General features: G+C 68.2%; 19 protein-coding genes. 4 read left to right on the top strand and 15 right to left on the bottom strand.

The annotated features are described in order from the left end of the window. Position 1: 1 nt before the first annotated feature. Entirely contained in the window at positions 2-1,564 is a 1,563-nt protein-coding gene (locus tag I2487_RS00095) for an L-serine ammonia-lyase (protein WP_207169773.1), read from the top strand. Positions 1,565-1,618: 54 nt separating this feature from the next. On the opposite strand, the gene I2487_RS00090 is transcribed toward I2487_RS00095, so the two are convergent. Together I2487_RS00090 and I2487_RS15655 are read right to left on the bottom strand one after the other, a co-directional pair. Next, complete coding sequence (locus tag I2487_RS00090) at positions 1,619-2,860, bottom strand: acyl-CoA dehydrogenase family protein (RefSeq protein WP_207169772.1); 1,242 nt, start codon at positions 2,858-2,860, stop codon at positions 1,619-1,621. Positions 2,861-3,153: 293 nt separating this feature from the next. Beyond that, the gene (locus I2487_RS15655; RefSeq protein ID WP_207169771.1) at positions 3,154-4,332 is read right to left on the bottom strand and encodes a histidine kinase; all 1,179 of its coding nucleotides are present in this window, start codon (positions 4,330-4,332) and stop codon (positions 3,154-3,156) included. 424 nt (positions 4,333-4,756) lie between these two features. Between I2487_RS15655 and I2487_RS00080 the strand changes: the two genes are divergently transcribed. Then, positions 4,757-5,440, top strand: coding sequence for a response regulator transcription factor (locus I2487_RS00080; protein ID WP_207169770.1), 684 nt, complete (start codon positions 4,757-4,759; stop codon positions 5,438-5,440). Between the two features lie 78 nt (positions 5,441-5,518). On the opposite strand, the gene thiD is transcribed toward I2487_RS00080, so the two are convergent. The 9 genes from thiD to I2487_RS00035 form a co-directional block, all read right to left on the bottom strand. Continuing rightward, positions 5,519-6,343: a bifunctional hydroxymethylpyrimidine kinase/phosphomethylpyrimidine kinase gene (gene thiD / locus I2487_RS00075; protein ID WP_207169769.1), complete on the bottom strand. Its 825-nt coding sequence runs from the start codon at positions 6,341-6,343 to the stop codon at positions 5,519-5,521. Next, positions 6,336-6,854, bottom strand: coding sequence for a hypothetical protein (locus I2487_RS00070; protein ID WP_207169768.1), 519 nt, complete (start codon positions 6,852-6,854; stop codon positions 6,336-6,338). Before I2487_RS00070 ends, thiD begins: the two co-directional genes overlap by 8 nt. A 33-nt stretch (positions 6,855-6,887) precedes the next feature. Further along, a complete protein-coding gene (locus I2487_RS00065) occupies positions 6,888-7,427 on the bottom strand; it encodes an NUDIX hydrolase family protein (RefSeq protein WP_036473357.1) in 540 nt (179 codons plus the stop codon). A gap of 54 nt (positions 7,428-7,481) precedes the next feature. Next, a complete protein-coding gene (locus tag I2487_RS00060) occupies positions 7,482-8,234 on the bottom strand; it encodes an AMIN-like domain-containing (lipo)protein (protein ID WP_207169767.1) in 753 nt (250 codons plus the stop codon). A 51-nt stretch (positions 8,235-8,285) separates the two neighbouring features. Then, positions 8,286-9,938: a TspO-related membrane protein gene (locus tag I2487_RS00055; RefSeq protein ID WP_207169766.1), complete on the bottom strand. Its 1,653-nt coding sequence runs from the start codon at positions 9,936-9,938 to the stop codon at positions 8,286-8,288. Positions 9,939-10,012: 74 nt separating this feature from the next. Next, positions 10,013-10,666 carry a VTT domain-containing protein gene (locus tag I2487_RS00050; RefSeq protein ID WP_207169765.1) on the bottom strand — a complete coding sequence of 218 codons (654 nt, stop codon included), beginning with the start codon at positions 10,664-10,666 and terminating at the stop codon, positions 10,013-10,015. Then, positions 10,663-11,658, bottom strand: coding sequence for a pseudouridine synthase (locus I2487_RS00045; protein ID WP_345941278.1), 996 nt, complete (start codon positions 11,656-11,658; stop codon positions 10,663-10,665). The genes I2487_RS00050 and I2487_RS00045 overlap by 4 nt, the downstream gene beginning before the upstream one ends. Positions 11,659-11,719: 61 nt before the next feature. Further along, positions 11,720-12,415, bottom strand: a complete 696-nt coding sequence (locus I2487_RS00040; RefSeq protein ID WP_207169763.1) for a VOC family protein — start codon at positions 12,413-12,415, stop codon at positions 11,720-11,722. Between the two features lie 98 nt (positions 12,416-12,513). Further along, positions 12,514-17,388 carry a DNA glycosylase AlkZ-like family protein gene (locus I2487_RS00035; protein WP_207169762.1) on the bottom strand — a complete coding sequence of 1,625 codons (4,875 nt, stop codon included), beginning with the start codon at positions 17,386-17,388 and terminating at the stop codon, positions 12,514-12,516. Between the two features lie 248 nt (positions 17,389-17,636). Between I2487_RS00035 and I2487_RS00030 the strand changes: the two genes are divergently transcribed. After that, positions 17,637-18,293 (top strand): dihydrofolate reductase family protein, encoded by a 657-nt coding sequence (locus I2487_RS00030; RefSeq protein ID WP_207169761.1) that lies wholly within the window; start codon positions 17,637-17,639, stop codon positions 18,291-18,293. A 22-nt stretch (positions 18,294-18,315) separates the two neighbouring features. Here the strand turns inward: I2487_RS00030 and I2487_RS00025 are convergent, their stop codons facing one another. Both I2487_RS00025 and I2487_RS00020 read right to left on the bottom strand, forming a co-directional pair. After that, entirely contained in the window at positions 18,316-18,990 is a 675-nt protein-coding gene (locus tag I2487_RS00025) for an NADPH-dependent F420 reductase (RefSeq protein WP_345941277.1), read from the bottom strand. Continuing rightward, positions 18,965-19,423: a 23S rRNA (pseudouridine(1915)-N(3))-methyltransferase RlmH gene (locus I2487_RS00020; RefSeq protein ID WP_207169760.1), complete on the bottom strand. Its 459-nt coding sequence runs from the start codon at positions 19,421-19,423 to the stop codon at positions 18,965-18,967. Before I2487_RS00020 ends, I2487_RS00025 begins: the two co-directional genes overlap by 26 nt. 36 nt (positions 19,424-19,459) lie before the next feature. Between I2487_RS00020 and I2487_RS00015 the strand changes: the two genes are divergently transcribed. Continuing rightward, positions 19,460-19,933 carry a GNAT family N-acetyltransferase gene (locus I2487_RS00015; protein ID WP_255545804.1) on the top strand — a complete coding sequence of 158 codons (474 nt, stop codon included), beginning with the start codon at positions 19,460-19,462 and terminating at the stop codon, positions 19,931-19,933. A 33-nt stretch (positions 19,934-19,966) separates the two neighbouring features. Here the strand turns inward: I2487_RS00015 and I2487_RS00010 are convergent, their stop codons facing one another. Together I2487_RS00010 and I2487_RS00005 are read right to left on the bottom strand one after the other, a co-directional pair. Further along, the gene (locus tag I2487_RS00010; RefSeq protein ID WP_207169758.1) at positions 19,967-20,188 is read right to left on the bottom strand and encodes a hypothetical protein; all 222 of its coding nucleotides are present in this window, start codon (positions 20,186-20,188) and stop codon (positions 19,967-19,969) included. A 53-nt stretch (positions 20,189-20,241) separates the two neighbouring features. Continuing rightward, on the bottom strand, positions 20,242-20,781 hold the full coding sequence (locus tag I2487_RS00005) for a thermonuclease family protein (RefSeq protein WP_207169757.1): 540 nt from the start codon (positions 20,779-20,781) through the stop codon (positions 20,242-20,244). Positions 20,782-20,915 lie beyond the last annotated feature (134 nt).

The raw sequence follows: 20,915 nt of genomic DNA, 5'->3' as shown, positions 1-20,915 counted from the left end.
CATGACCATCAGCATCTTCGACCTGCTCCGGGTCGGCATCGGCCCGTCCTCCTCGCACACCGTGGGGCCGATGCGCGCCGCGCGGCGCTTCGTGACCGAGCAGCTCGGCAGCGCTGAAGCGCTGGCCCGGACCGAGACGGTGCAGGTGGACCTCTACGGGTCGCTCTCGGCCACCGGACGCGGTCACGGCACCTTCACCGCGGTGCTGCTCGGTCTGGAGGGCTGGGACCCGGAGACCATACTGCCCGAGCAGGTCGACTCGCGGCTTGCCGCGATGGAAGCCTCCGGCATGATCCAGCTCGGAGCCCGGCGCGAGCACGCCGGCGTGGAGTCCGATCCTGCCGGCGCGCAGCCAGCGCAGGACCCGGCGACGGACCCGGGGCAGGACCCGGCGTCGGATACCGCGTCGGATACCGCGCCGGAAGCCGGACGGGAGATCCGGCTGCGGGTGGAGGACTTCATCCAGCGCCCGCTCACGGTCATGGACCGGCACACCAACGCGATGACGCTCACCGCATTCGATGCCGAGGGAGACCAGCTCGCGAAGGAGATCTTCTACTCCATCGGTGGCGGCTTCGTGCTCTCTGAATCCGATGCGGTGGCCTCCGACGCCTCGCTGGGTGAGGCGCTCGCCACCCCGGATGCCGAGGTGCCCTACCCCTTCACCACCGGGGCGCAGCTCATGGAGCACTGCGCCCGTTCAGGCCTTCCGGTCTCCCGAGTGATGTTCGCCAATGAGCGCGCCCTGCACCGCGCCCGCCACGGCGGCACCGCGGAAGAGGCCGACGCCGAGATCACGGCGAAGGTGCTGCACCTCTGGCAGGTCATGGAGGACTGCAAGAACTCCGCCTTGGAGCGGGAGGGGCACCTGCCGGGCGGACTCAAGGTCCGACGTCGCGCTCCCGACTGGCACGCCCGGATGTGGAAGGACGATCCGGGCCGCACCCACGCCTACTGGCAGGAATGGGTGAACCTGGTGGCGCTGGCGGTCAACGAGGAGAACGCCTCCGGTGGACGGGTGGTCACCGCGCCCACCAATGGTGCCGCCGGGATCATTCCTGCCGTCGGGTTCTACGCCACCCACTACGGGCCCGGCGCGAGCTACGCGGGGGAGGAGGACCGCGAGGACATCGCCGTGCGGTTCCTGCTCACCGCCGCCGCCATCGGGGTGCTCTATAAGGAACAGGCCTCGATCTCCGGTGCCGAGGTCGGCTGTCAGGGTGAGGTCGGATCGGCCGCATCGATGGCCGCCGCCGGGCTCTGCGAGGTCCTGGGCGGGACCGCGAAACAGGTGGAGAACGCCGCCGAGATCGCGATGGAGCACAACCTCGGGCTCACCTGCGATCCGATCGGCGGACTGGTGCAGGTGCCCTGCATCGAGCGCAACGCCATGGGCGCGACCAAGGCGGTCAACGCCGCGCGGATGGCGCTGATGGGCGACGGCGACCACCGGGTCTCCCTGGACGAGGTCATCGTGACCATGCGCGAGACCGGCAAGGACATGTCCTCAAAGTATAAGGAGACCGCCCTGGGCGGGCTGGCGGTCAACGTCGTCGAGTGCTGAGGCTCAGAGGCTTGTCGTGCGGCGCCGCCTCGTAGGCGCCGCCGCACACCAGACCTAGGCGAAGGCCGAATACCCGGTCAGGTCGCGCCCGATGATCAGGCTCTGGACGGACTCGGTGCCCTCATAGGTGTGGATCGCCTCGATGTCGGCCATATGGCGCGGGACCTTGTTCTTGAGCAGGATCCCGTTGCCGCCGAGCATGTCCCGGGCGACCTGGGCGATCGCCCGGGCCTTCCGGGTGTTGTGATACTTCGCCAGCGAGGCCTGCGGCCCGGTCAGAGTCCCGGCGATGTCACGTTCGGTGACCGCTCGAACATGCAGCTGCATGGAGGTCAGCTCCGAGACCATCCAGGTCAGCCGCTCCTGCACCAGCTGGAAGCTGGCCAGCGGACGGCTGAACTGCTCCCGCTGCTTGGAATAGCTCAGCGCCGCCTCGACCAGCGCCGAGGCGTGGCCGACGGCGGACCAGGCCACCCCCAGCCGGGTCGCGAAGAGCACCTTGGAGGCATCCTTGAAGGTCTTTGACCCCGGCAGGACGGCGTGGGCGGGGACCTCGACGTCTTCGTACTGGATCAGCGCCTGGTGGATCGCGCGCAGCGAGGCCTTGCCCTGGATCACCTCGGCCCGGTAGCCACGGGTGTCCTGATCGATCATGAAGCAGCGGACATTGCCGTCGTGGATGCCGCCGGCCACCCGGGCCCAGGTGAACGTCAGCCCGCCCGAGGCGCCGTTGCCGATCCACTTCTTGGCCCCGTTGATCACGTAGTACCCGGAGTCCTCATCGCCCACCAGCCGGGCGGTGGTCTCCAGTGAGACCGAGTCGGAGCCGTGTGTCGGCTCGGTGAGCGCGAAGGACCCCAGCGTCTGCGCCGTGGCCAGCTTGGTGAAATGCTCCGCCTTCTGGTCAGCCGAGCCGAAGAGTGCCAGGGTGCGCAGTGCGAGCCCACCCTGGACCGCCAGTGCGGTGCCCAGGGAGCCGTCCGTCCGGGAGGTCTCCATGTTCACCAGGCCGGCTGCCATGGGGGAGAGGGTCTCCATCGAGGCCTCGGAGACATCGACGCCGTCGGTGAGCAGGCCCATCCCGCCGGCCTTGCGCACCAGGTCCACGGGGTACTCGGCATGCTCCCAGTGCTGGGCCATCCGAGTCTCCAGGCCGGCGGAGAACTCACGGGCGCGGGTCCACCACTGCCGGTCCGCGGCGGGAAGGTCATCGAAGACGCCGTAGTAGTCGAGATCTTGTGCAGTGGAGACGTCGTAGATCGGATCAACGGAGGCATCGGGAGCGTGATGTGTCATGGCACACATGTTACTCGATAGTCACAAGGGGGGGGGCTTAGTTGAACCTGCAAACTGTAGACATAAGTCCACTTACGCGGCGGGTTCAGTGCCCGGAGAATAGTAACTGGACGTGCACCACAGGTGCATGATTCAGGGAGAGGGCATCTGCCTTGAGGCGCTCCGAGTTACGGTGCAAGGGTTCGGAGCAGGACCTCGGCGGGTGTTAATGCTCGGGCGGTGGGAACGGCACCGCCCGAGCCTCTCTGTGTCTGAGGGCCTTTCGGTTCGGCAGCGGCCCGAGGGTGGCCCGCTCAGCGCAGCAGCCGCATCTGGATTCCAGTGACCTGCACGCTCCAGATCCCGTCAGCAGGTGCGCCTGCCTCGATCGTGCCACCAAACGTGGCCGCGCGGTCCTCCATGCTGATCAGTCCGGTTCCTGAGGTGGCGTACTTCGGGGCCGGTGCCTGACTCGGGTCGGTCCGGTTCGTCACGGCGAGGTCCACGGTGGCCTCCTTGACCTCGAGTTCGATGCTGCAGTCGTTGATCGCGTGGCCGCGAGCTCCGTGCTTGACCACGTTCGTGGTGCACTCCTGCAGGATCCGGTAGAGGCAGGCCTCCACAGACTGCGGGATCGAGCTGAGGTCCCCGTGTACCGAGGTGTCCACGGAGAATCCGAGGTCCTGCAGGCGCCCGGTGAAGCGTTGCAGGCCGGACTCCAGATCGAGTTCGGGCGCATCGCCTGGGCCGGAGCCGATGATGTTCTCGCGCTGCAGCACTAACAGCACGCGACGCAGATCGTGGAGCGCGGCGCTGGCGGACTGGGAGATCTGGGCCAGTGCCGCAGCGCGCGATTCCGGGGTTCCGGTGGCCGTCGCCACCTGAGTCTGCATGGAGATGACGGTGAGGTCGTGGGCCAGGATGTCGTGGAGATCCCTGGCGATCGAGCGGCGCTCCCCGGAGAGCGCCTCCTCGTGTGCCGCGCGCAGCTCACCGAGCTCGCGCTCGGCTGACAGGCGCGAAGCGAGGTGTCTCCGAGTGGCTCGACCGGCAAGGTACGACAAGCCCATCAAGATCCCTGATGTCAGGCTCAGTCCGACGGCGAGTACTCGAACGCTCTCTGAGAGACCCACGCTGACGGCGATCAGCAGGCTCATCACCAGATAGAGGTGTCGAACCCAGGGTGAGCAGTACAGCGCACACAGGCCGCTGAAGAGTGCGACCAGCATGACACTTTCGAGCGGCGGTCCCGGGAGCACTGTGGTCCCGATGGCCGCACCGATCAAAGCAACAAGGGCTCCCGCCGCTGGATGCAGCCAGAACAAGGAGGCTGCGAGGATCCAGATCACGTACCCGTACTGAAGTGTCGGGCTGCCGTACTCGGGGTCGAAGATCAGAGCAAGACCGACGTCTGCGGAGATTCCGCCGATGGTGGCAAGAGTGAGGATGCTCAGGACTCGGCGGCTTGGCGCTACATCACTCGAAAAAGTCACTCTCAAGGATACGTCCTGACGCCCTGGGCTGGGGAGGGGTTAGCAGGATGAAGATCTTGGGAAGGCTGCGCAGAAGAACGAACGAAGAAAACCTTCAACCTCGACCGTACCTGATATGTCAAAGAATCCTAGAATAGTGGTAAGAACTAAAGTAGAAACCATGGCGATTCGGTAAGCAAACAAAGCGAGCGACATTTTTTTGTTCCTTCCAAGGGTGTACCTGCAAAGTTTTAGTGCGTACACTTAGATTAGGGTGTGCCTAGATTTAGGCATAGTAGACTAAAGTATCTAATTTACGTGGTGGCGCTTGAATTTGGCAGGGATCCCGCCCTGGCAGGACTCGAAGCGGGATGCCCGCGATGAGGTCGGATAATCTAGGAAGCCGCGCCGAGTCCAAAAAGGCCGAGGAAGAACAGGTGCAACCATGCTCCGACTTGTTGTCGCAGACGATCACCCGATCATGCGTGCAGCCCTGCGCGCCTATGTGGACTCCGCCCCCGATATGGTCTGCGTGGGCGAAGCGCAGAACGGGGTCGAAGTCATCGAACGGGTGCGGGAGGAGAAGCCCGACGTGGTGATCATGGACCTCAAGATGCCGGTGATGGGCGGGGTCGAGGCCACCGCTGCGGTCATGGCGATCGCCCCGGAGACCTCGGTCTTGGCGGTCACCACGTTCAGCTCAGAGGGCCATGCGCTGCAGGCCCTGAACGCCGGAGCCAAGGGCTACATCGTCAAGGACGCCACGGCGGAGCAGGTCTTGGAAGCTGTTCGCCAGGTGCACGGCAGCTCGGTGCCGATCTCGCCGGACGTGGCTCGCAAGCTCGAGTTCAATGAGGTCAGTGAGGCGGGGGAGTTCTCCGCAGCCCTCGCCGGTTCCGACTACCTGCCGCGGATACCGCCCCGGGAGACGGAGGTCCTGAACCTTCTGGCACGAGGGTTCAGCAATCGAGAGATCGCGCTGCGCATGGTGCTGACCGAAGGAGCAGTCAAGGCGCACCTGGGTCGGCTCTGCGCGCGCTTCGGGGTGCGAGACCGGGTTCAGCTGTTGATCCGGGCGACCCAGCTGGGACTGATCGAGCCACAGCTCGAAGAGGGCCAGGAAGGCTAGGGCCCAGTACGAAGATTGCGCGGGGCTCGGTGCGCCGAGCAGTCAACTGCCGAAGATCATCGGCGTGGTGTGAGCGGCTCAACCGCGCAGGCCGCCCTGCCACAGCGCGTCGAACGGAGTATTGCCGGCCACGCGCTGGCGAATGCCCGCGGTGACGAATTCCTTGGCCCGACGTGCGGCGTCACGGGCCGAACTGCCCTTGGCCAGTTCCGCGGTGACCGCGGCGGCGAGGGAGCAGCCCGCCCCGGAGACCGCATGCTCACCGATCTTCGGCGCGCTGAGCACCTCGATGCCCTCCGCGTCGACGAAGACGTCCACGGCCTCGCTTCCGGCGAGCCGGACCCCGCCCTTGGCGAGCACCGCCGCTCCAGAGAGGCGGTGGATCTCCGCGGCCGCTGCCTGCAGGTCCTCCAGGGTCTCGACCTTCATTCCTGAGAGCTGCTCGGTCTCGAAATGGTTCGGCGTGACGAAGGTGGCCAGCGGAAGCAGCTCGGCTTTCAGCGCGTTATCGGTGTCCTGCGCGTGACCGGGCTCCTGGCCCTTGCAGATCAGCACCGGATCCAGCACGAGATGCCCAGGATTCCTTGCGGCCATCTCGGCGGCGACGGTGGAGATCATGGCGGGCGAGCCCATCATCCCGAGCTTGACGGTGTCCAGGGCCTCGGGCCCGTAGGTGCCGAAGATCGCGTCGAGCTGGTCCTGCACCACCTGGGTCTCCACCGGGATGAACCGGTGATTCCACTCGTCACGCGGGTTGAAGGACACGATGCAGGTCAGCGCGACCATGCCGAATGTGCCCAGCTCCTGGAAGGTCTTCAGATCCGCCTGTGCTCCGGCGCCGCCGGTGGCTTCGGATCCGGCGATGCTCAAGGTCATCGCGGGCTTCGCATTGGTCTCAGGCATGCTCAGGGTCCTTAGGTTCGGGGGTTTCGAGGTGCTCAGAGTCGTCGTCGGGGTTCTCCACCCGCGCGAGCGGCTGCGCCATCCACCGGCCGATCCCGAGCAGGATGCCGGCTGGGAACCCGATCAGCGGGATGAGCATCGGGATCAGTCCTGAAGCCCCGACCACGAGCACCACAGGGCCATAGAGCAGTCCCACGAGGACGTAGCCGAGGATGTGCACGGTCGGGCGCAGCTGGTGCCGGTAGAGCCAGCTCACCAGGAGGGTCCCGGGGATGCCGACGACTACGGCCGCGGCCGCGATCAGGGGGATCAGCGGGGCCAGGAATCCCTCGTCATTCAGGCCGGGGAGGAAGCCCAGTGCGAGCAGCAGGCCACCCATCACGGCAGTGGGCACCAGCCAGGAGACGATCCACCCGGTGAGGCCGAGCCGCAGCACCGGACGGGATGAAGCGTCCTGCTTGCGGGAGGGCCTTCTGCGGCGGGCGGACTTCTCTGGGGCGGGAGTGGTCATTGGCCTGATTCTACCGGCCGCAGCCGGTGAGGGTCAGCCGGTGTGACCTAGGTGGGCCAGGGCCTGGCGGATGAGCTTCTCACGGCCGCCGAGGAACTCTGCCTGCACATCTGGGCTGAGCACCTGGTCTGGCGTCATCCAGCTCAGCTCCAGGGCATCCTGGCGCGGTGAGCACTCCCCGGAGACCGGCACGATGTACGCCATGGAGACCGCATGCTGCCGGTCATCGACCAGCCCGGTCTCGGAGGGGTAGGGGAAGTATTCAGCCACGGCGAACGGCACCGGTGAGGCGGGGATCTGCGGCATCACCATGGACCCGAGATCCTTCTCGATGTTACGCAGCAGCGCGGCGCGGATCGTCTCGCGGTAGATCACCCGTCCTGAGACCACGGTGCGGTAGAAGTGGCCCTCGGCGTCTGCGGTGTAGAGCAGCCCCAGCTCGGTGATGCAGCCGAGGGGATCCAGCCGGACCGGGATCGCCTCGACGTAGACCATGGGCAGCCGTCGTCGTGCCTCGTAGAGGTCATCCTCGTTCAACCATCCGGGGTTCGGATCTGGGGTTCGAATGCTCATAGTCCCATCATGCACCACAACGGGGCGTGCCGCCGATCGGGGCTCGGCCTGGGGTCATTCGTCGTTGGCGATGTCCACCACAAGTCGGGTCGGGTCCTCGAGCAGCTGAACCTGGAAGGGTCGTTCCTGGTCCAGTCCGATCAGGTATTGCGAGTGAGCCTCGTACGGGCCCTGGATGAAGATCTCTTCGAAGGACCCGCCAGTATCGCGTTCGTAGTATTCCTGTGAGGGAAGCTCATCCTCTGGCGGGTCTTCCGGCGCCCAGGAAGGCCCGTTGACGTTGATCTCCAGGATGTGGTCGCCGGCGACCTCGATAGGCTCGCCGCGGCCCAGCTCCGCCGCGGAGTCGGTGTACTCTCCACGCCAGCTGGGGACGCCGTCACCGGTGTACTCGAACACCACTCGGTCGTAGCCCTCGTGGATGCCGGAACGGACGTCGATCAGATGGTTGGGGTCTTCGCCGCGGGTGAACTCCCCCGGGAAGCCCTCAGACTCCTGGGCGTCGGTCCGGAAGTCGGCGGAGGCCGCGTCCTCGGCCTGATCCGGCTCCTGGTCCTCGGCCGGTGCCGGGGTCTCGGACTCCTCCGCCTGCTCGGACTCTTCTGGCTGTTCGGGCTCGGCTGTCTCGTCCGGCTGGCCAGTCTGGTCAGCCGGGTCGGACTCAGAGGACGGCGTGGGCTGGTCGGCCTGCTGCGTGTCCTCGGCGGGAGCGGGGTCTTGAGTTCCCTCGGGGGAGCCGCAGGAGGAGAGCAGGAGCAGGGTGGCTGCTCCCATTGCGGTGATCTGGCTTGGGTGCGGGTGCCTCATCGTGCCTCCTGTGCGGTGGTCCAGTCTGTGCGTTGATCGCGCCAGGCTGGGTCAGATGATGTCTTCGAGCGGACGCCCCATAGCGGCGCGTCGCTCCGCGTGGTTGATCTTGTGTCGTCGAGATTCGGTCGCGAGGATGACGACGAAGGCGCCCATCGCTGCCGAGATCGCGACCCACACGGAGGTGACCTCGGAGAGCAGACGGGGGAAGACCAGCCAGAACATGCCCCAGCCCATGCCGAGGGCCACTGCGATCCTGCCGCGTTCGGTCATTGCATAGTAGGCCGCGGCCCAGATGCAGATGCCCAGTCCCAGCAGCGCCCAGAGCACCGCCGGGATGCCTGGCACTCGCCAGCCCATGGCGGTCAGCCAGACCGAGAGCGAAGACATGGCGGCGACCATCGCCCAGCCGGTGAAGAGCCCGGTGGTGGTATCGGAGAAGCGGCGTTCCATGCCGGTCCGGGCGGTGCGGAAGGTGAACTGCCGGATCGCGTCGATCAGGGCCAGTGCCGCGGCGAGCGAAGCAAGCACCGCGAGGGTGAGCATGTCCTGGTGCACCGCGAAGGTCCAGAGCAGCATGAACAGCGAGGCCGAGCCGACCTGCCAGCCGGAGCGGCGCTGCCGCGGAGTGGAGATCTGGGTGGTGGTCCACTGGTGGACCGCGTGCGCGAGCAGGCCCAGCACGATGACCGGCCAGAGCCAGTAGAAGTTCGCGTTCGGAGAGAGCAGCGCCTGTCCGCCGGAGTACCAGCCGCCTGCGAGCTCGTCGAGCCCGTTGCCGCCCAAGATGGCCGGTGACGCCGGGAAGATCCCGAACATCCAGAGGACCGAGGCCAGCGCGGCCAGGGCGCCCGTGGTCACGAAGATCTGACGGTAGAGATCACTGCGCACCGGTGCGGGATCAGGGTCCCTGGAGGGCATGTTGTAGGGCGGGATGTAGGTGAAGAGGTCCTCTTCGTCGTCAGCGGACTCGAGGACTTCACGATCATTGGGCTGGTGGTTCCACGCGGTGGCCGCCTCGATCGCCGCAGCCTTCTCCAAGATCACCTCGCGCTGCCGCTGCTCATCCAGACCGCGTCGAGGCCGAGGAAGACTCAGCGGGGACGACTCCGTCCCGGGCGCGGGGTGCACGAAGGCGAACGGGGCGCTGTCCACGTTCTCGGTGGGAGCCGCCGGGCGCTGGGCGGCTCTAGTCGAGGCAGGACTGGGCTGCTCCGGAGCGGGGGACCGGCGGAAGGCGGCACCGACTCGGCGGGCCGCGCCCAGGAACTTCTCGTCGAGGTCGTCGAAGAAGCTGCTGAGATCCGTGTTGGGGGAGTCGGTCTTGGATGGGGTGGGCCGGGCCGGCGTGGGTCGGCTCCAGCGCACCGAGGGTCTCGACGGCTTGGAGGGCGCGGAGGACTCAGAAGGCGCGGAAGCTTCAGAAGGCACGGAAGCTTCTGAAGGCGCGGAGGACTCAGATGCGGAGGACGGCTCAGACGCTGAGGAGGGCTCAGAAGGTGCGGACGGCTCAGGGGAGGCCGATGCGTCAGAGGCACCCGACTCGCGCGAGGGGGCCGGTTTTCGGGCAGAGGCTGCGGGCTCGGCCGCGTGATCCGCGGCGGAGCTGTCCTCGGTGGACGCAGCTGAGCTCTCGGTCTCGGCGCCTGTATCCGTGGCGTCGGCGAGCGTCTCGACGGACTCGTCCTGGGACTTCTCGGTCAAGCCCGTGTTCCTCCTCTAGGTCATGGCTGTCATGTGCACTCGGTGCTGGATCCCGGTCCTCGGATCGTTGCTGGTCAACGGGCGACCGACTCGCGTTCGGCCCCCTGACGCGAACGCTGCCGGGTCATCAGCACGGTGATTCCCAACCCCACCAGGGTACCCACAACGATGGCGGCCGCCGTGCTCGCCCAGGGTGGGAGCCCGGTAGTTGTTCCCGTAATGTAACCTAATCCGACCAGCCACAGGCTCCAGGTGAGCGCTCCCAGCAGGCACAGCGCCACGATCGAGCGGCCGCCGAGCCGCATGATCCCCGCGGTGGCCATGGAGGCGGAGCGACCCCCGGGGATTCCTCGGATGAGCAGCAGGCCCGCCCAGGTCGATGCGCCGCCGGCGCGCAGCGAGATCCGCAGCATCTTTCGGTGCAGCCGACGTCCCCATCGCCACCTGTAGAGCAGCCGGATGAGTTTATAGCGGAAGAGCAGGTAGACCCCGATGTCACCGGTGAGGCAGCCGATGAAGGTCACGGTGAGGACCAGCAGGAGCGGGAAGATCTCCTCGGCGGCCATCGTGCCGGAGGCGATCACCATGACCTCGGAGGGGAACGGCGGCACGATCGCGGTGAACGCCACCGCCACCGCCAGGACCACGAAGTAGTACAGCCCCCACTCCTGATAGAGCGCCGGATCGCCGAGGTCATTGATGCCGAGGGCGATCGGAGGGTGGTTCACTGCGGGGACTCCTGGAGGGTTCGAGACGAGATGAAGCTGCGGGGCACCCCGGTCAGCGGATCGGTGAAGTCAAGCGTCTTGGCCAGGAGCTGGAGCGGCTTGTCGAACTCATCAGGGGCGTCATCAAGTAGTTCGGGATAGAAACGATCATTCAGGATACCCAGACCCAGCAGCGCCATGTGGATGCGCAGTTGATGAGTCTTTCCGGTATGCGGATTGAGACGGAAGTGCCCGACCTCGTGCCCGGAGGGACTGCCTCCGGTGCTCAGCAGCTCGATCTGGGAGGAGGAGTTCGCCCCGGGAATGGCCTCGGTACGTCGCTTGCCCTGCCGTGCCGTGCGGTCGTGCGGGCGCTTCCCGGAGTGCTCCGGGGCATAGGAGGCGAGCTGGGAGACCACCACGCCCTTGGTCTTTTCGATCTTGTTGCGCACGGTGAGTGGGAACCGCGAGGCCATGGTCTCGGGGCTCATCCCCGCCGGGATCGCGCTGACACATTCGTAGGACTTCTGCACCACCCGGTTCTCGAAGAGCAGCTGGTATGCCCCGCGAGTGTCAGGCTGCTTGGAGAACAGCACGACGCCGGCGGTACCCCGGTCCAGTCGGTGGATCGGCACCAGGTCCGGGAGGTTCAGCGTATTGCGCAGCCGGACCAGCAGCGATTCCTGGACGTAGCGTCCTGCGGGTGTGGTGGGCAGGAAGTGCGGCTTGTCCACCACGACCAGGTGTTCGTCCTGATTGATGAGCTCCTCGGTCACGGGGAGTCGGACCTCGTGGCTCACCGAGCGGTAGTACCAGAGGAACTCAAGCTCCCCGAGCGGGGTGGAGGTGCTCAGCGGCGCGCCATGGACATCGACCACCTCGCCGTCGTGGAAGCGCTGCGTGATCCCGCCATGGTCGATGTGGCCGAAGGTCTCCAGCACGTAGTCATGGACGGTGGGCCAGGGCCCGGTCAGCGGTACCCGCAGGCGCGTGGCATTGACGCCATCGCGCACGGGGAGAGGAGACTTCTGCGTCACAGGTCAGGGTCTGTGCAGGTCGGCGAGCCGGGGAGGCTCAGCCCCAGACCGGCGCCTCGGCCTGCGCGGTGGGCTCGGGCTGGCCCAGGGGCTGGTTGACCTGCCAGGACATGCCGAAGCGGTCCTTGATCCAGGCGAAGTTGGCCGCGAAGTCGTAGTCGCCGGGTTCCATGAGGAACTCCCCACCCGGAGCCAGGCTGTCCACGATCTGATGGAACTCTGCGGTGGAGTCCACCACCACGGCCACCGAGATCGAGGGGGTGAAGCCGAACTCGTGCTTCATCAGGCTGTCCTGGATCATCAGCACCTGCCCGCCGATCTTCAGCTGCGCGGTGGCCACGAGAGGCACCGGAGCGATCGGGACCTCGTCCGGATCTGACGCGTCCTCGGCATGCTCGACCGTGATCAGCGTGGTCTCAGTGGACTCGGGTTCACCCGAGTCAGGCTGGGTCGGCTCGGGCAGGTCACCGGTGTCCCCCGGCTCGGACTCTGCTGCGGCGTGGCTTGCTTCCCCGGCCTCGGTGTCCTCTGGGAGGTCCACCTCGGCGAGATCCACCGCCACGGCGTCGTCGAGGTCCTCGGCGGAGGCCGGCGGGGCCGGGTCATAGATCTCGGTGCCCTCGGGGTGGTGCACGATCTCCAAGAGCTCAGCGTCCGGGAAGACCTTGAGGTAGTGCTCGATCGCTTCTTGGGCCTGACCCTGGAACATCAGAAACGGAATGCAAAGAGTCATGGCTTCAGCCTAGCCGGAATTTCTGAGTTCTCTGTGACCGGGCTCGGCGCGGGTGAGCTGGCATGGGGGTGCTCCGTGGGGGTGCTCATGGGGGATGGTCAGGGCGCGAATCTCAGCCCGGAGGGGGAGGAGTTGAAACCGGCGTCGCGCAGCAGCTGTCCCAGCGGGTGGGTCAGGATGCGGTCGCCATTGACCCGCTCCACCGCGATCCGACCGGTCTTCGCGGCGCGCAGCGCCGGCACCAGGGCCCGGGAGATCAGATCCATGGTGGACTCCTCCTCGGTGAAGAGCAGCAGGGTGCGGCCTCCGCGTTCCATGTAGAGTACCAGCTGGCCGCGGTAGAGCACGACGACGGCGCCCGCCTTGCGTCCGGGCAGGTGCGTGGAGTTCTCCAGCTCCGGCCAGTCCAGGGCGGCCCCGTAGGGGTTGGCCGGGTCGGTGGCCGCGAGCACCACGGCCGCGTCCTGCTGCTTCCGGGCGCCCGAGGTCCCGGTGCTCCCCGCCCGGGGCGACCCGGACTCCGATTCTGCGCGGTCCTGCTCGGCGGCGTCCTCGAGGCGTTCAGAGATCCAGCGCAGCTGATCGATGGTCGCCGAGGAGGTGAACTGGGCGGCGCCGAGCTGTTCGATGAAATAGCCGCGCCGGATCTGCCCGGAGTCCTCGGCCGCCGAGAGCACCTTGTAGACCGCCGCGAAACCGCCCTTGGCGGAGGCGCCGAGTCCTGACTGCTGCTCGGACATCACCGAGCCGCGGGTGACCACCCCGTAGCGATCCAGCAGGATCTCGGCACGAGTGTGCGCGGCAACGGTGGCATCCACCGACCCGGTCGGGACCAGCTGCCAGCGGCCGCCCGCCCCGCCCGGCCCGGAGGCTGCGGACCCACCGACCCGGGCGCGGTGGGATTCGGTGGCTCGGCGCAGCGCCATTCGCCGGGAGCTGTGCCTCGGCCTTGCCGGAGTGGGCTGCTTCTTGTGCGCAGTGGTCCCGGTGGACATGAAGCGGCGCAGCGCGGTGAAGCTGTCGGGGGCGACCCGGCCGGCCCAGAACAGCTCCCAGAGCGCGTTCTTGGTGGTCTCTCGAGAGCCGGTGAGCTCAGGGTCGAGCTGGTCGTGCAGCGCCTCGATGAACCAGGCGCCGCCCCGGGTGAGAACCTCGAGGATCGCGGCCTGCAGCGCGGTGGGGCTGAAATCCTCACCGTTGCTGCCCAGCCCTGCGCTGCCGGGCTGATTCAGCAGCGCCTCGGCGTCCTCGCGGGGGTAGAAGGCCAGCCAGCCGTCATGTCCGCTGAGCGCGCCCTTGCCCACGGCGAGGAACTCCCCGGCGGAGAGCAGCTCATCGAGCATTCCCGGACGGTAGTCGGGGACCCGGGCCGGGAGGATATAGGACTCCCACGCGCTGGCCGGGGCCGCGGCCCCCGAGAGCTGGGCCAGAGATTCCGCCACGGCTGAGACCCCCGAGGCCGAGGAGCCCTTCCCCCGGGCGGCGGTGATGCCCTGCCACTCGAGCAGGAACTGGGCGTAGGCGGGTGTCGGCACCGGCTCCACCTGGGCGCGCAGGGCCGCCAGCGAGCGGCGCCGGATCCTGCGCAGCATCTCGGTGTCGCAGTACTCCACCGTCCCGGGGCGCGCGTCGGCGGGGATGACCCGGTCGGGCCGGAACAGCCCCTCCACCACCCGGTGCTCACGGACCAGACGGTTCAGCGTGTCCACCACGACGGCGCGGCTGAGCCCCAGCTCGGCGGCCGCCTCCTCCACCAGGAAGGGCCCGTGGGTGCGGGCATAGCGGCCGAGGAGGTCCCCGAGCGGGTCCTCCACCGGGTCGAGGAAGGCGTAGGGGATGCCGACCGGCATCGGGGTGCCCAGCCCGTCACGCAGCCGGGAGGCGTCCTCGATCGCGGCGTAGCGCTGCTCGGTCTGGTCCTGCTCGGACTCCCCGGCCCCGGCCGTGCCGGTGCGCCACATGACCCGGAAGGCGCGCTGGTGGGAGACCAGCGCTTCGGCGTGCTCCTCGGCCGGCTCGCCGTCTTCGAGTCGGGCGGCGAGCTGCTCGGAGGTCAGCGGACCGAGCAGGCGCAGCAGGTCCGCGACGCCCTCTTCTCCGCGCAGGTGCCGGGAGGGGATCAGCCGTTGGGCGTAGGCCTCGGATTCGGCGATGATCGCGGCGTCGAGGAACTCGCGCAGCTCCACCCTGCCCAGCAGCTCTCCCAGCAGCGCCGGGTCCACCGAGAGTGCGGCGGCCCGGCGTTCGGCCAGCGGAGAGTCCCCCTCGTAGAGGAACTGGGCGATGTAGCCGAAGAGGATCGACTGGGCGAAGGGGGAGGGCTTGGAGGTGGTGGTCTCCACGATCTTGACCCCGCGCTGGGCGATGCTGCGCAGCAGCTCCAGCAGCGCCGGCATGTCGTAGACGTCCTGCAGCACCTCCCGCATGGCCTCCATGATCACCGGGAAGTCGGGATACCCGGAGGCGACCTCCAGCAGCTGGGAGGAGCGCTGGCGCTGCTGCCACAGCGGGGTCCGCTGACCGGGGTTCTGCTTGGGCAGCAGCAGGGCCCTGGCGGCGGCCTCCCGGAACCGGCCGGCGAACAGGGCCGAGGAGCTGACCTGGCCGGTGACCAGGTCCTCGAGCTCGTCGGGGTCGAAGGCGAAGAGCTCCGCGCCGGGTGGATCCTCGTCCATCATCGGGACCCGCAGCACGATTCCGTCGTCGCTGGCCATGGCCGAGCCGTCGAGGCCGAACCGATCATGCAGGCGCTCGCCGACCGCGAGCGCCCAGGGGGCGTGGACCTGCAGGCCGTAGGGGGAGAGCAGCACGATCCGCCAGTCGCCGAGCTCGTCCTTGGTCTGTTCCACCACCAGGGTGGTGTCGCTGGGGAGCACCCCGGCGGCTTCCTGCTGTTCGGTGAAGTAGCGCAGCAGGTTCTCCTGCGCCCAGGTGTCCATGCCCAGCGCGGTGAGCCGTTCCGCGGTGGGCTCGGCCGCTCCGGAGTGGACCTCGCGAGTGAACCGGCCCAGTGCGCGGCCGAGCTCGGCCGGGCGGCCGAAGCCGTCCCCGCGCCAGAACGGCAGCGAGGCGGGCTGCCCGAAGGCCGGCACGACCAGCACCCGATCGAAGGTGATCTCCTGGATCCGCCAGCTGGTGGCCCCCAGCGCGAAGACGTCACCGACTCGGGACTCGTAGACCATCTCTTCATCGAGCTCCCCGACCCGGCGACCGCCGGAGCGGGCCGAGCCGGAGTCCTCTCCGCCGGCGAGGTAGACCCCGAAGAGCCCTCGGTCGGGGATGGTGCCGCCGGAGGTGACCGCGATCCGCTGCGCGCCCGGGCGCCCGGTGACGGTGCCGGCGTCGCGGTCCCAGACCACCCGGGGGCGCAGCTCGGCGAACCGGTCGGAGGGGTATTTGCCGGCGAGCAGGTCCAGGGTGGCCTCATAGGCGGAGCGGGGCAGGGTCGCGAAGGGGGCGCTGCGGCGCAGCGTCTCGAACCAGGACTCCACATCCAGCGGGTCCATCGCGGCGGCGGCCACGGTCTGCTGGGCCAGGATGTCCAGCGGGTTGCGCGGGATGTGCAGCGCTTCGATCTGCCCGGCGAGCATCCGTTCCACGATGACGGCGGTGCTCACCAGGTCTCCGCGGTGCTTGGGGAAGAACCAGCCCACCGAGACCTCACCCACCTGGTGTCCGGCGCGGCCGATCCGCTGCAGCCCGGCCGAGACGGCGAAGGGCGCCTCCACCTGGATCACCAGATCCACGGCGCCCATATCGATGCCGAGCTCCAGGGAGGAGGTGGCCACAACGCAGCGCAGCTGGCCGGATTTCAGCGCCTCCTCGGTGAGCTTGCGCTGTTCCTTCGAGACCGAGCCGTGGTGCGACCGGGCCAGCGGGGCCGGCTCCTCGGTCTCCGACTCGCCCCCGGAGGCCGAGGTCGAGGCCTCGTCGTGGGCGGCAGGGGGCTGGCGCTCGGACCAGATCTCATTGATCCGGCCCGTGAGCTTCTCAGCGAGCCGGCGGGAGTTCACAAAGACGATGGTCGAGCGGTTCTCGGTGACCAGGTCCACCACCCGGTGCTCCACATGCGGCCAGATGCTGGGCTGCAGCGGCTGGTCGCTGGACAGGACGTCCTCCGGCAGGACCTCGATTCCAGCACCGAGGGCGGGGATCTCCGCCGCAGACTCGGGCTCTGCGCGCCCGTTCGAGGCGGCGCCGGAGAGGGCAGCTGCGCTCTCGGGCGGCGCGGTGCTGGGGGAGGCGAGGTCCTCCACCGGCACCGAGACGGTGATGTCCCAGGTCTTCTCCGACTTCGGCGCCACGATCTCCACCGCTGCGGTGCCGCCGAGGAAGCGGGCCACCTCTTCCCGGGGTTCCACTGTGGCGGAGAGTCCGATCCGCTGGGCCGGGGTCTCCAGCAGGTTATTCAGCCGTTCCAGCGAGACCGCCAGGTGGGCGCCGCGCTTGGTGCCGGCCAGGGCGTGCACCTCGTCCAGGATCACGGTCTTGACCCCGGACAGGGTGTTGCGTGCCTGTGAGGTGAGCATCAGGTAGAGCGATTCGGGGGTGGTGATCAGGATCTGCGGGGGCTTCCGGACCAGGTCCCGGCGCTCCTTGGGCGTGGAGTCACCGGTGCGCACCCCCACCGTGATCTCCGCCGGCTCCTGGGCGGAGCCCTCGGCGGCGAGCCGACGGGCGGTGTGCGCGATCCCGACCAGCGGGCTGCGCAGGTTCCGTTCGATGTCCACGCCGAGCGCCTTCAGCGGGGAGATGTAGAGCACCGAGGTGCCCGCGGTGGGTGCGGCGAAGAGCTGGTCGATCGACCACAGGAAGGCTGAGAGCGTCTTGCCCGAACCGGTGGGCGCGACCACCAGCGCGTTCTTGCCCCGCGCCACCGCGTCCCAGGCACCGGCCTGCGCGGACGTGGGCTGCCCGAAGGATGCCTGGAACCAACGCCGGGTGGGCTCGGTGAAAGGGGCCAGGGCGGTCATGGTCTAACTCTAGAGGCCGCCACGGACATCGCCTGACGCATCTCGCCACAGGTCGATCGGTGCCGAGGCGGTGGAGTGCGCGCTCGCCGCAGCACCCATTTCCCCGTGAGCCGCCCACGATCTGCCAGCGTTCCCACCATGGTCATCCGCACCTGAGCGCGAGTAGCTTGAGGCTCGAGAAGGCTGGCGTGATCACCGGCAGGCGATCACGCGGGAGTGAAGACGTGAGAGAAGGCTCGGGAGATGCCATGTCACTGGTCCGCGTGCACAACTTCTCGATCTCCCTCGACGGCTTCGGCGCAGGGGAGGGTCAGTCGTTGGAGGCGCCCTTCGGTCACGCCGGGATGCGCCTGATGGAGTGGGCCTTCGAGACCCGGACCTTCCGGGAGATGGGCCTGCCGGGGAAGACCCAGGGATCCCGCGGGGTCGACGAGGCGTTCGCCAGCCAGTGGGGAACCCGGATCGGTGCCGAGATCATGGGACGGCATAAGTTCGGTCCGCAGCGCGGCCCCTGGGCGGACGAGGAATGGCGGGGTTGGTGGGGTGAGAACCCGGTCTTCCATACCCCGGTGGTCGTGCTGACCCACCATCCGCGGCCGATGCTCGAGATGGACGGCGGCACGACCTTCCACTTCGTGGACGCCGACCCGGTCTCCGCCCTGGCCCAGGCCCGGGACCTCGCCGGGGGCCTGGACGTCCGGATCGGCGGCGGGGTCGCCACGCTGCGGCAGTTCCTTGAGGCGGATCTGGTCGACGTCATGCACCTGGTCCTGGTGCCGATCATTCTTGGCCGCGGCGAACGGCTCTGGGACGGGCTCGAGGGCATCGAAGCGCGCTTCGAGGTGGAAGCGACCCCGTCACCGAGCGGAGTCGTGCATCTGATCTTCACCCGTCGCACCCGGTGAGGGGATCCAGAACACCGGGGGCTCAGCGAGCGAAGCGCAGCAGATCCTCGCGGCGCAGCGGGCGGTTGAACAGCGGCCCATCAGGCTCCATGACCCGGCCCGCGGCCAGCGCGCCGAGCGAGACCGGGTCGAAGCCCATGCGGACCAGCAGCCCCATGACCAGCCCTCGGGCGGCGTCGTCGTCTCCGGCCACGGCGAGTGCGCGGCGTTGGGAGAGCTCGGCCTCGGGCATGGCGGCGTCGTCGATCTCGGAGTGGGCGATGTGGTTCAGCGCCTTGACCACCCGGGCGGAGCCGAACCGGCCGGCCAGCGCCATCGAGGTGGGCAGCTGTTCATCCACGGCGGCCTGCAGCCAACTCGGGAGCAGCTCGTCCTGCCAGGTGTTGGTCGCGTCGACCAGCACGGTCCCGGCCACCCAGGCCGGGGCGACCTCATCGAGCTCCTCCTGCGGCACGGCCAGAATCACCAGGCCGCTGGAGTCCCGCGCGCGCTCGGCGATGTCCTCGGCCACCACCGGCGTCGCGCCCGGGGCGTAGATCTTGAGATGATGCTGCAGCGCGCGGGGCGGTCGGGTCGAAGCGATGTCCACGTCGATCCCGGCGCGCAGCAGTGCCCGGGCGAAGGCGGTGCCGGCCCGGCCGGCACCAAGGATCCCGACGACTGCTTCGGGCTCAGACATGGTGATAGGACCGTCCACCGGAGATCTCCTGGGCGCGGTAGACCTGCTCGGCGAGGAGCATCCGCACCAGCTGGTGCGGGAACACGAGTCTGGAGAGCGACCAGACGAAGTCGGCGCGGTGATTCAGCTCATCGGTGACCCCGTAGGCCCCGCCGATGATCACCACCACGTGTTGCCCGGCGTCGAAGCTGCCCTGGAGGTGCTCGGCCAGGCTGGTGGAACTGATGTTCTTGCCGCGCTCGTCGAGCAGGATGACGTGGTCCTTCGGCTTGAGCGCGGCGAGGATCCGCTCGGACTCCTCCTGCCGGGCGGCATCGTGCTCGCGGGAGGAATGCGGGAGCAGCTTCCAGTCCAGGTCATAGGGCTTGCGCAGCCGCTTGGTGTAGCGCTCGATCCCCTCCACGGCCCATTTCTCGTGCTTCTTGCCAATGGCCAGGGCGGTGATGGTCATACGCCCGAGACTACCGGCAACCCTAGGATGGATCCCATGCCTGCCTCGTTTCACGCCGCCCCGGTGGCCCAGATGGATCCCATCACGCTCTACCGGATCCTGCAGCTGCGCACCGACGTGTTCGTGGTCGAGCAGCAGTGCCCGTATCCGGAGCTCGATGGCCGGGACCTCGAACCGGGAGCGGTGATGCTCTGGGCGGTCGGCGGGACGTCTGCCGAGCCGGCCACCGAGGACGACGGCGCACCCACCGCCACGCTGCGGGTGCTCCGGGAGCCGGAGGGTTTCCGGATCGGACGTGTGGTGGCGAGTCCTGCGGTGCGCGGGACCGGGGTGGCGGGGGAGCTGATGCGTCGAGCGCTGGAGCTCTGCGCCGCGCAGTCGGCCGAGTCTTCGGTGACGCTCGACGCGCAGGCCCCGCTGCAGAGCTGGTATGAGTCCTTCGGGTTCTCCCGGTCGGGGGAGCCGTTCCTGGAAGACGACATCCCGCACGTGCCGATGCGACGCGGCTGAGACTCAGGCGCAGACTCAGGCGCAGGCGCAGGCTCAGAAGCGTCGACGCACCCGGCCCGCGACGGTGGCGACCAGGAAGATCGCCACCCAGGACACCAGGTACCAGACCGGGGTCAGCTGCAGCTCCGAGGGGGCGAGGTACATCCACGCGATGAGTGGGATGCCCATGATCGCGACCGCGCTCTGCCAGCGGGTCCAGAACCTTCCGCCGGTGGCCCACTCGAGCACAGCGGGATCAGCGGTGAACTGCTCCACAGGTTGATTTTCGCTGGATGTGGGCCGTTGTGCCATGTCAGCACGATAGTGCCTCAGCCATTGGCCTCGCATCCGAAGCCGTCGCCATCGCCGTCCAGGCCATGGACGTCGATGCCGATGACTCGGACCGAGACATCGAGATCGCCGCAGTTGATGTCCGGCGGGAAGACCGGGATGCAGGGGGTGTAGTTGGGATCGCAGTTCGCGCCCTGCTGGGCCGGGCCGGGGGCAGGTGCCGGGGCTGGAGCGGGTGCCGGTGCCGGCTCTGGGGCGCAGGTCTGCAGCGGAGCGCCGTCGTCGGCGGAGATGTAGTCCGGCTCGCGAGTGTGGAAGCCGTAGCCGTCCCGCGAGTCATAGCGGGCGGTGGCGAGGCCCTCCTGGATCAGCGTGATGCCGGCGTCGTCGCCGTCGACGTCGACATAGCGCAGGATCCGGTCATAGCGATCGGTGTCCTCGCCATCGCGGGTCAGGGTGACCGTCTTGCCCAGCACGAGTTCACTCATCCGAGCGGAGGCGGTGTCGAAGTGACACTCGCCGCGTTCAGGCGTGTCGATCCCGCTGACCCGCACGGTGTCTCCGGAATCCAGCTCCACGGTGTCCCCGTCGATGATGCGGACGACGACGGCGGTGTGTTCATTCGGATCCGCGGTCGAGGTTGGAGACGGTGTGGGGGTGGGCGTCGGGGTTGGAGACGGTGTCGGGGTGGGGGTCGGCGTTGGAGATGGGG

The sequence above is a fragment of the Nesterenkonia sp. E16_10 genome (genome assembly GCF_017347085.1).
GTDB lineage: Bacteria > Actinomycetota > Actinomycetes > Actinomycetales > Micrococcaceae > Nesterenkonia.
This window is presented reverse-complemented; position numbering and strand designations above follow the sequence as displayed.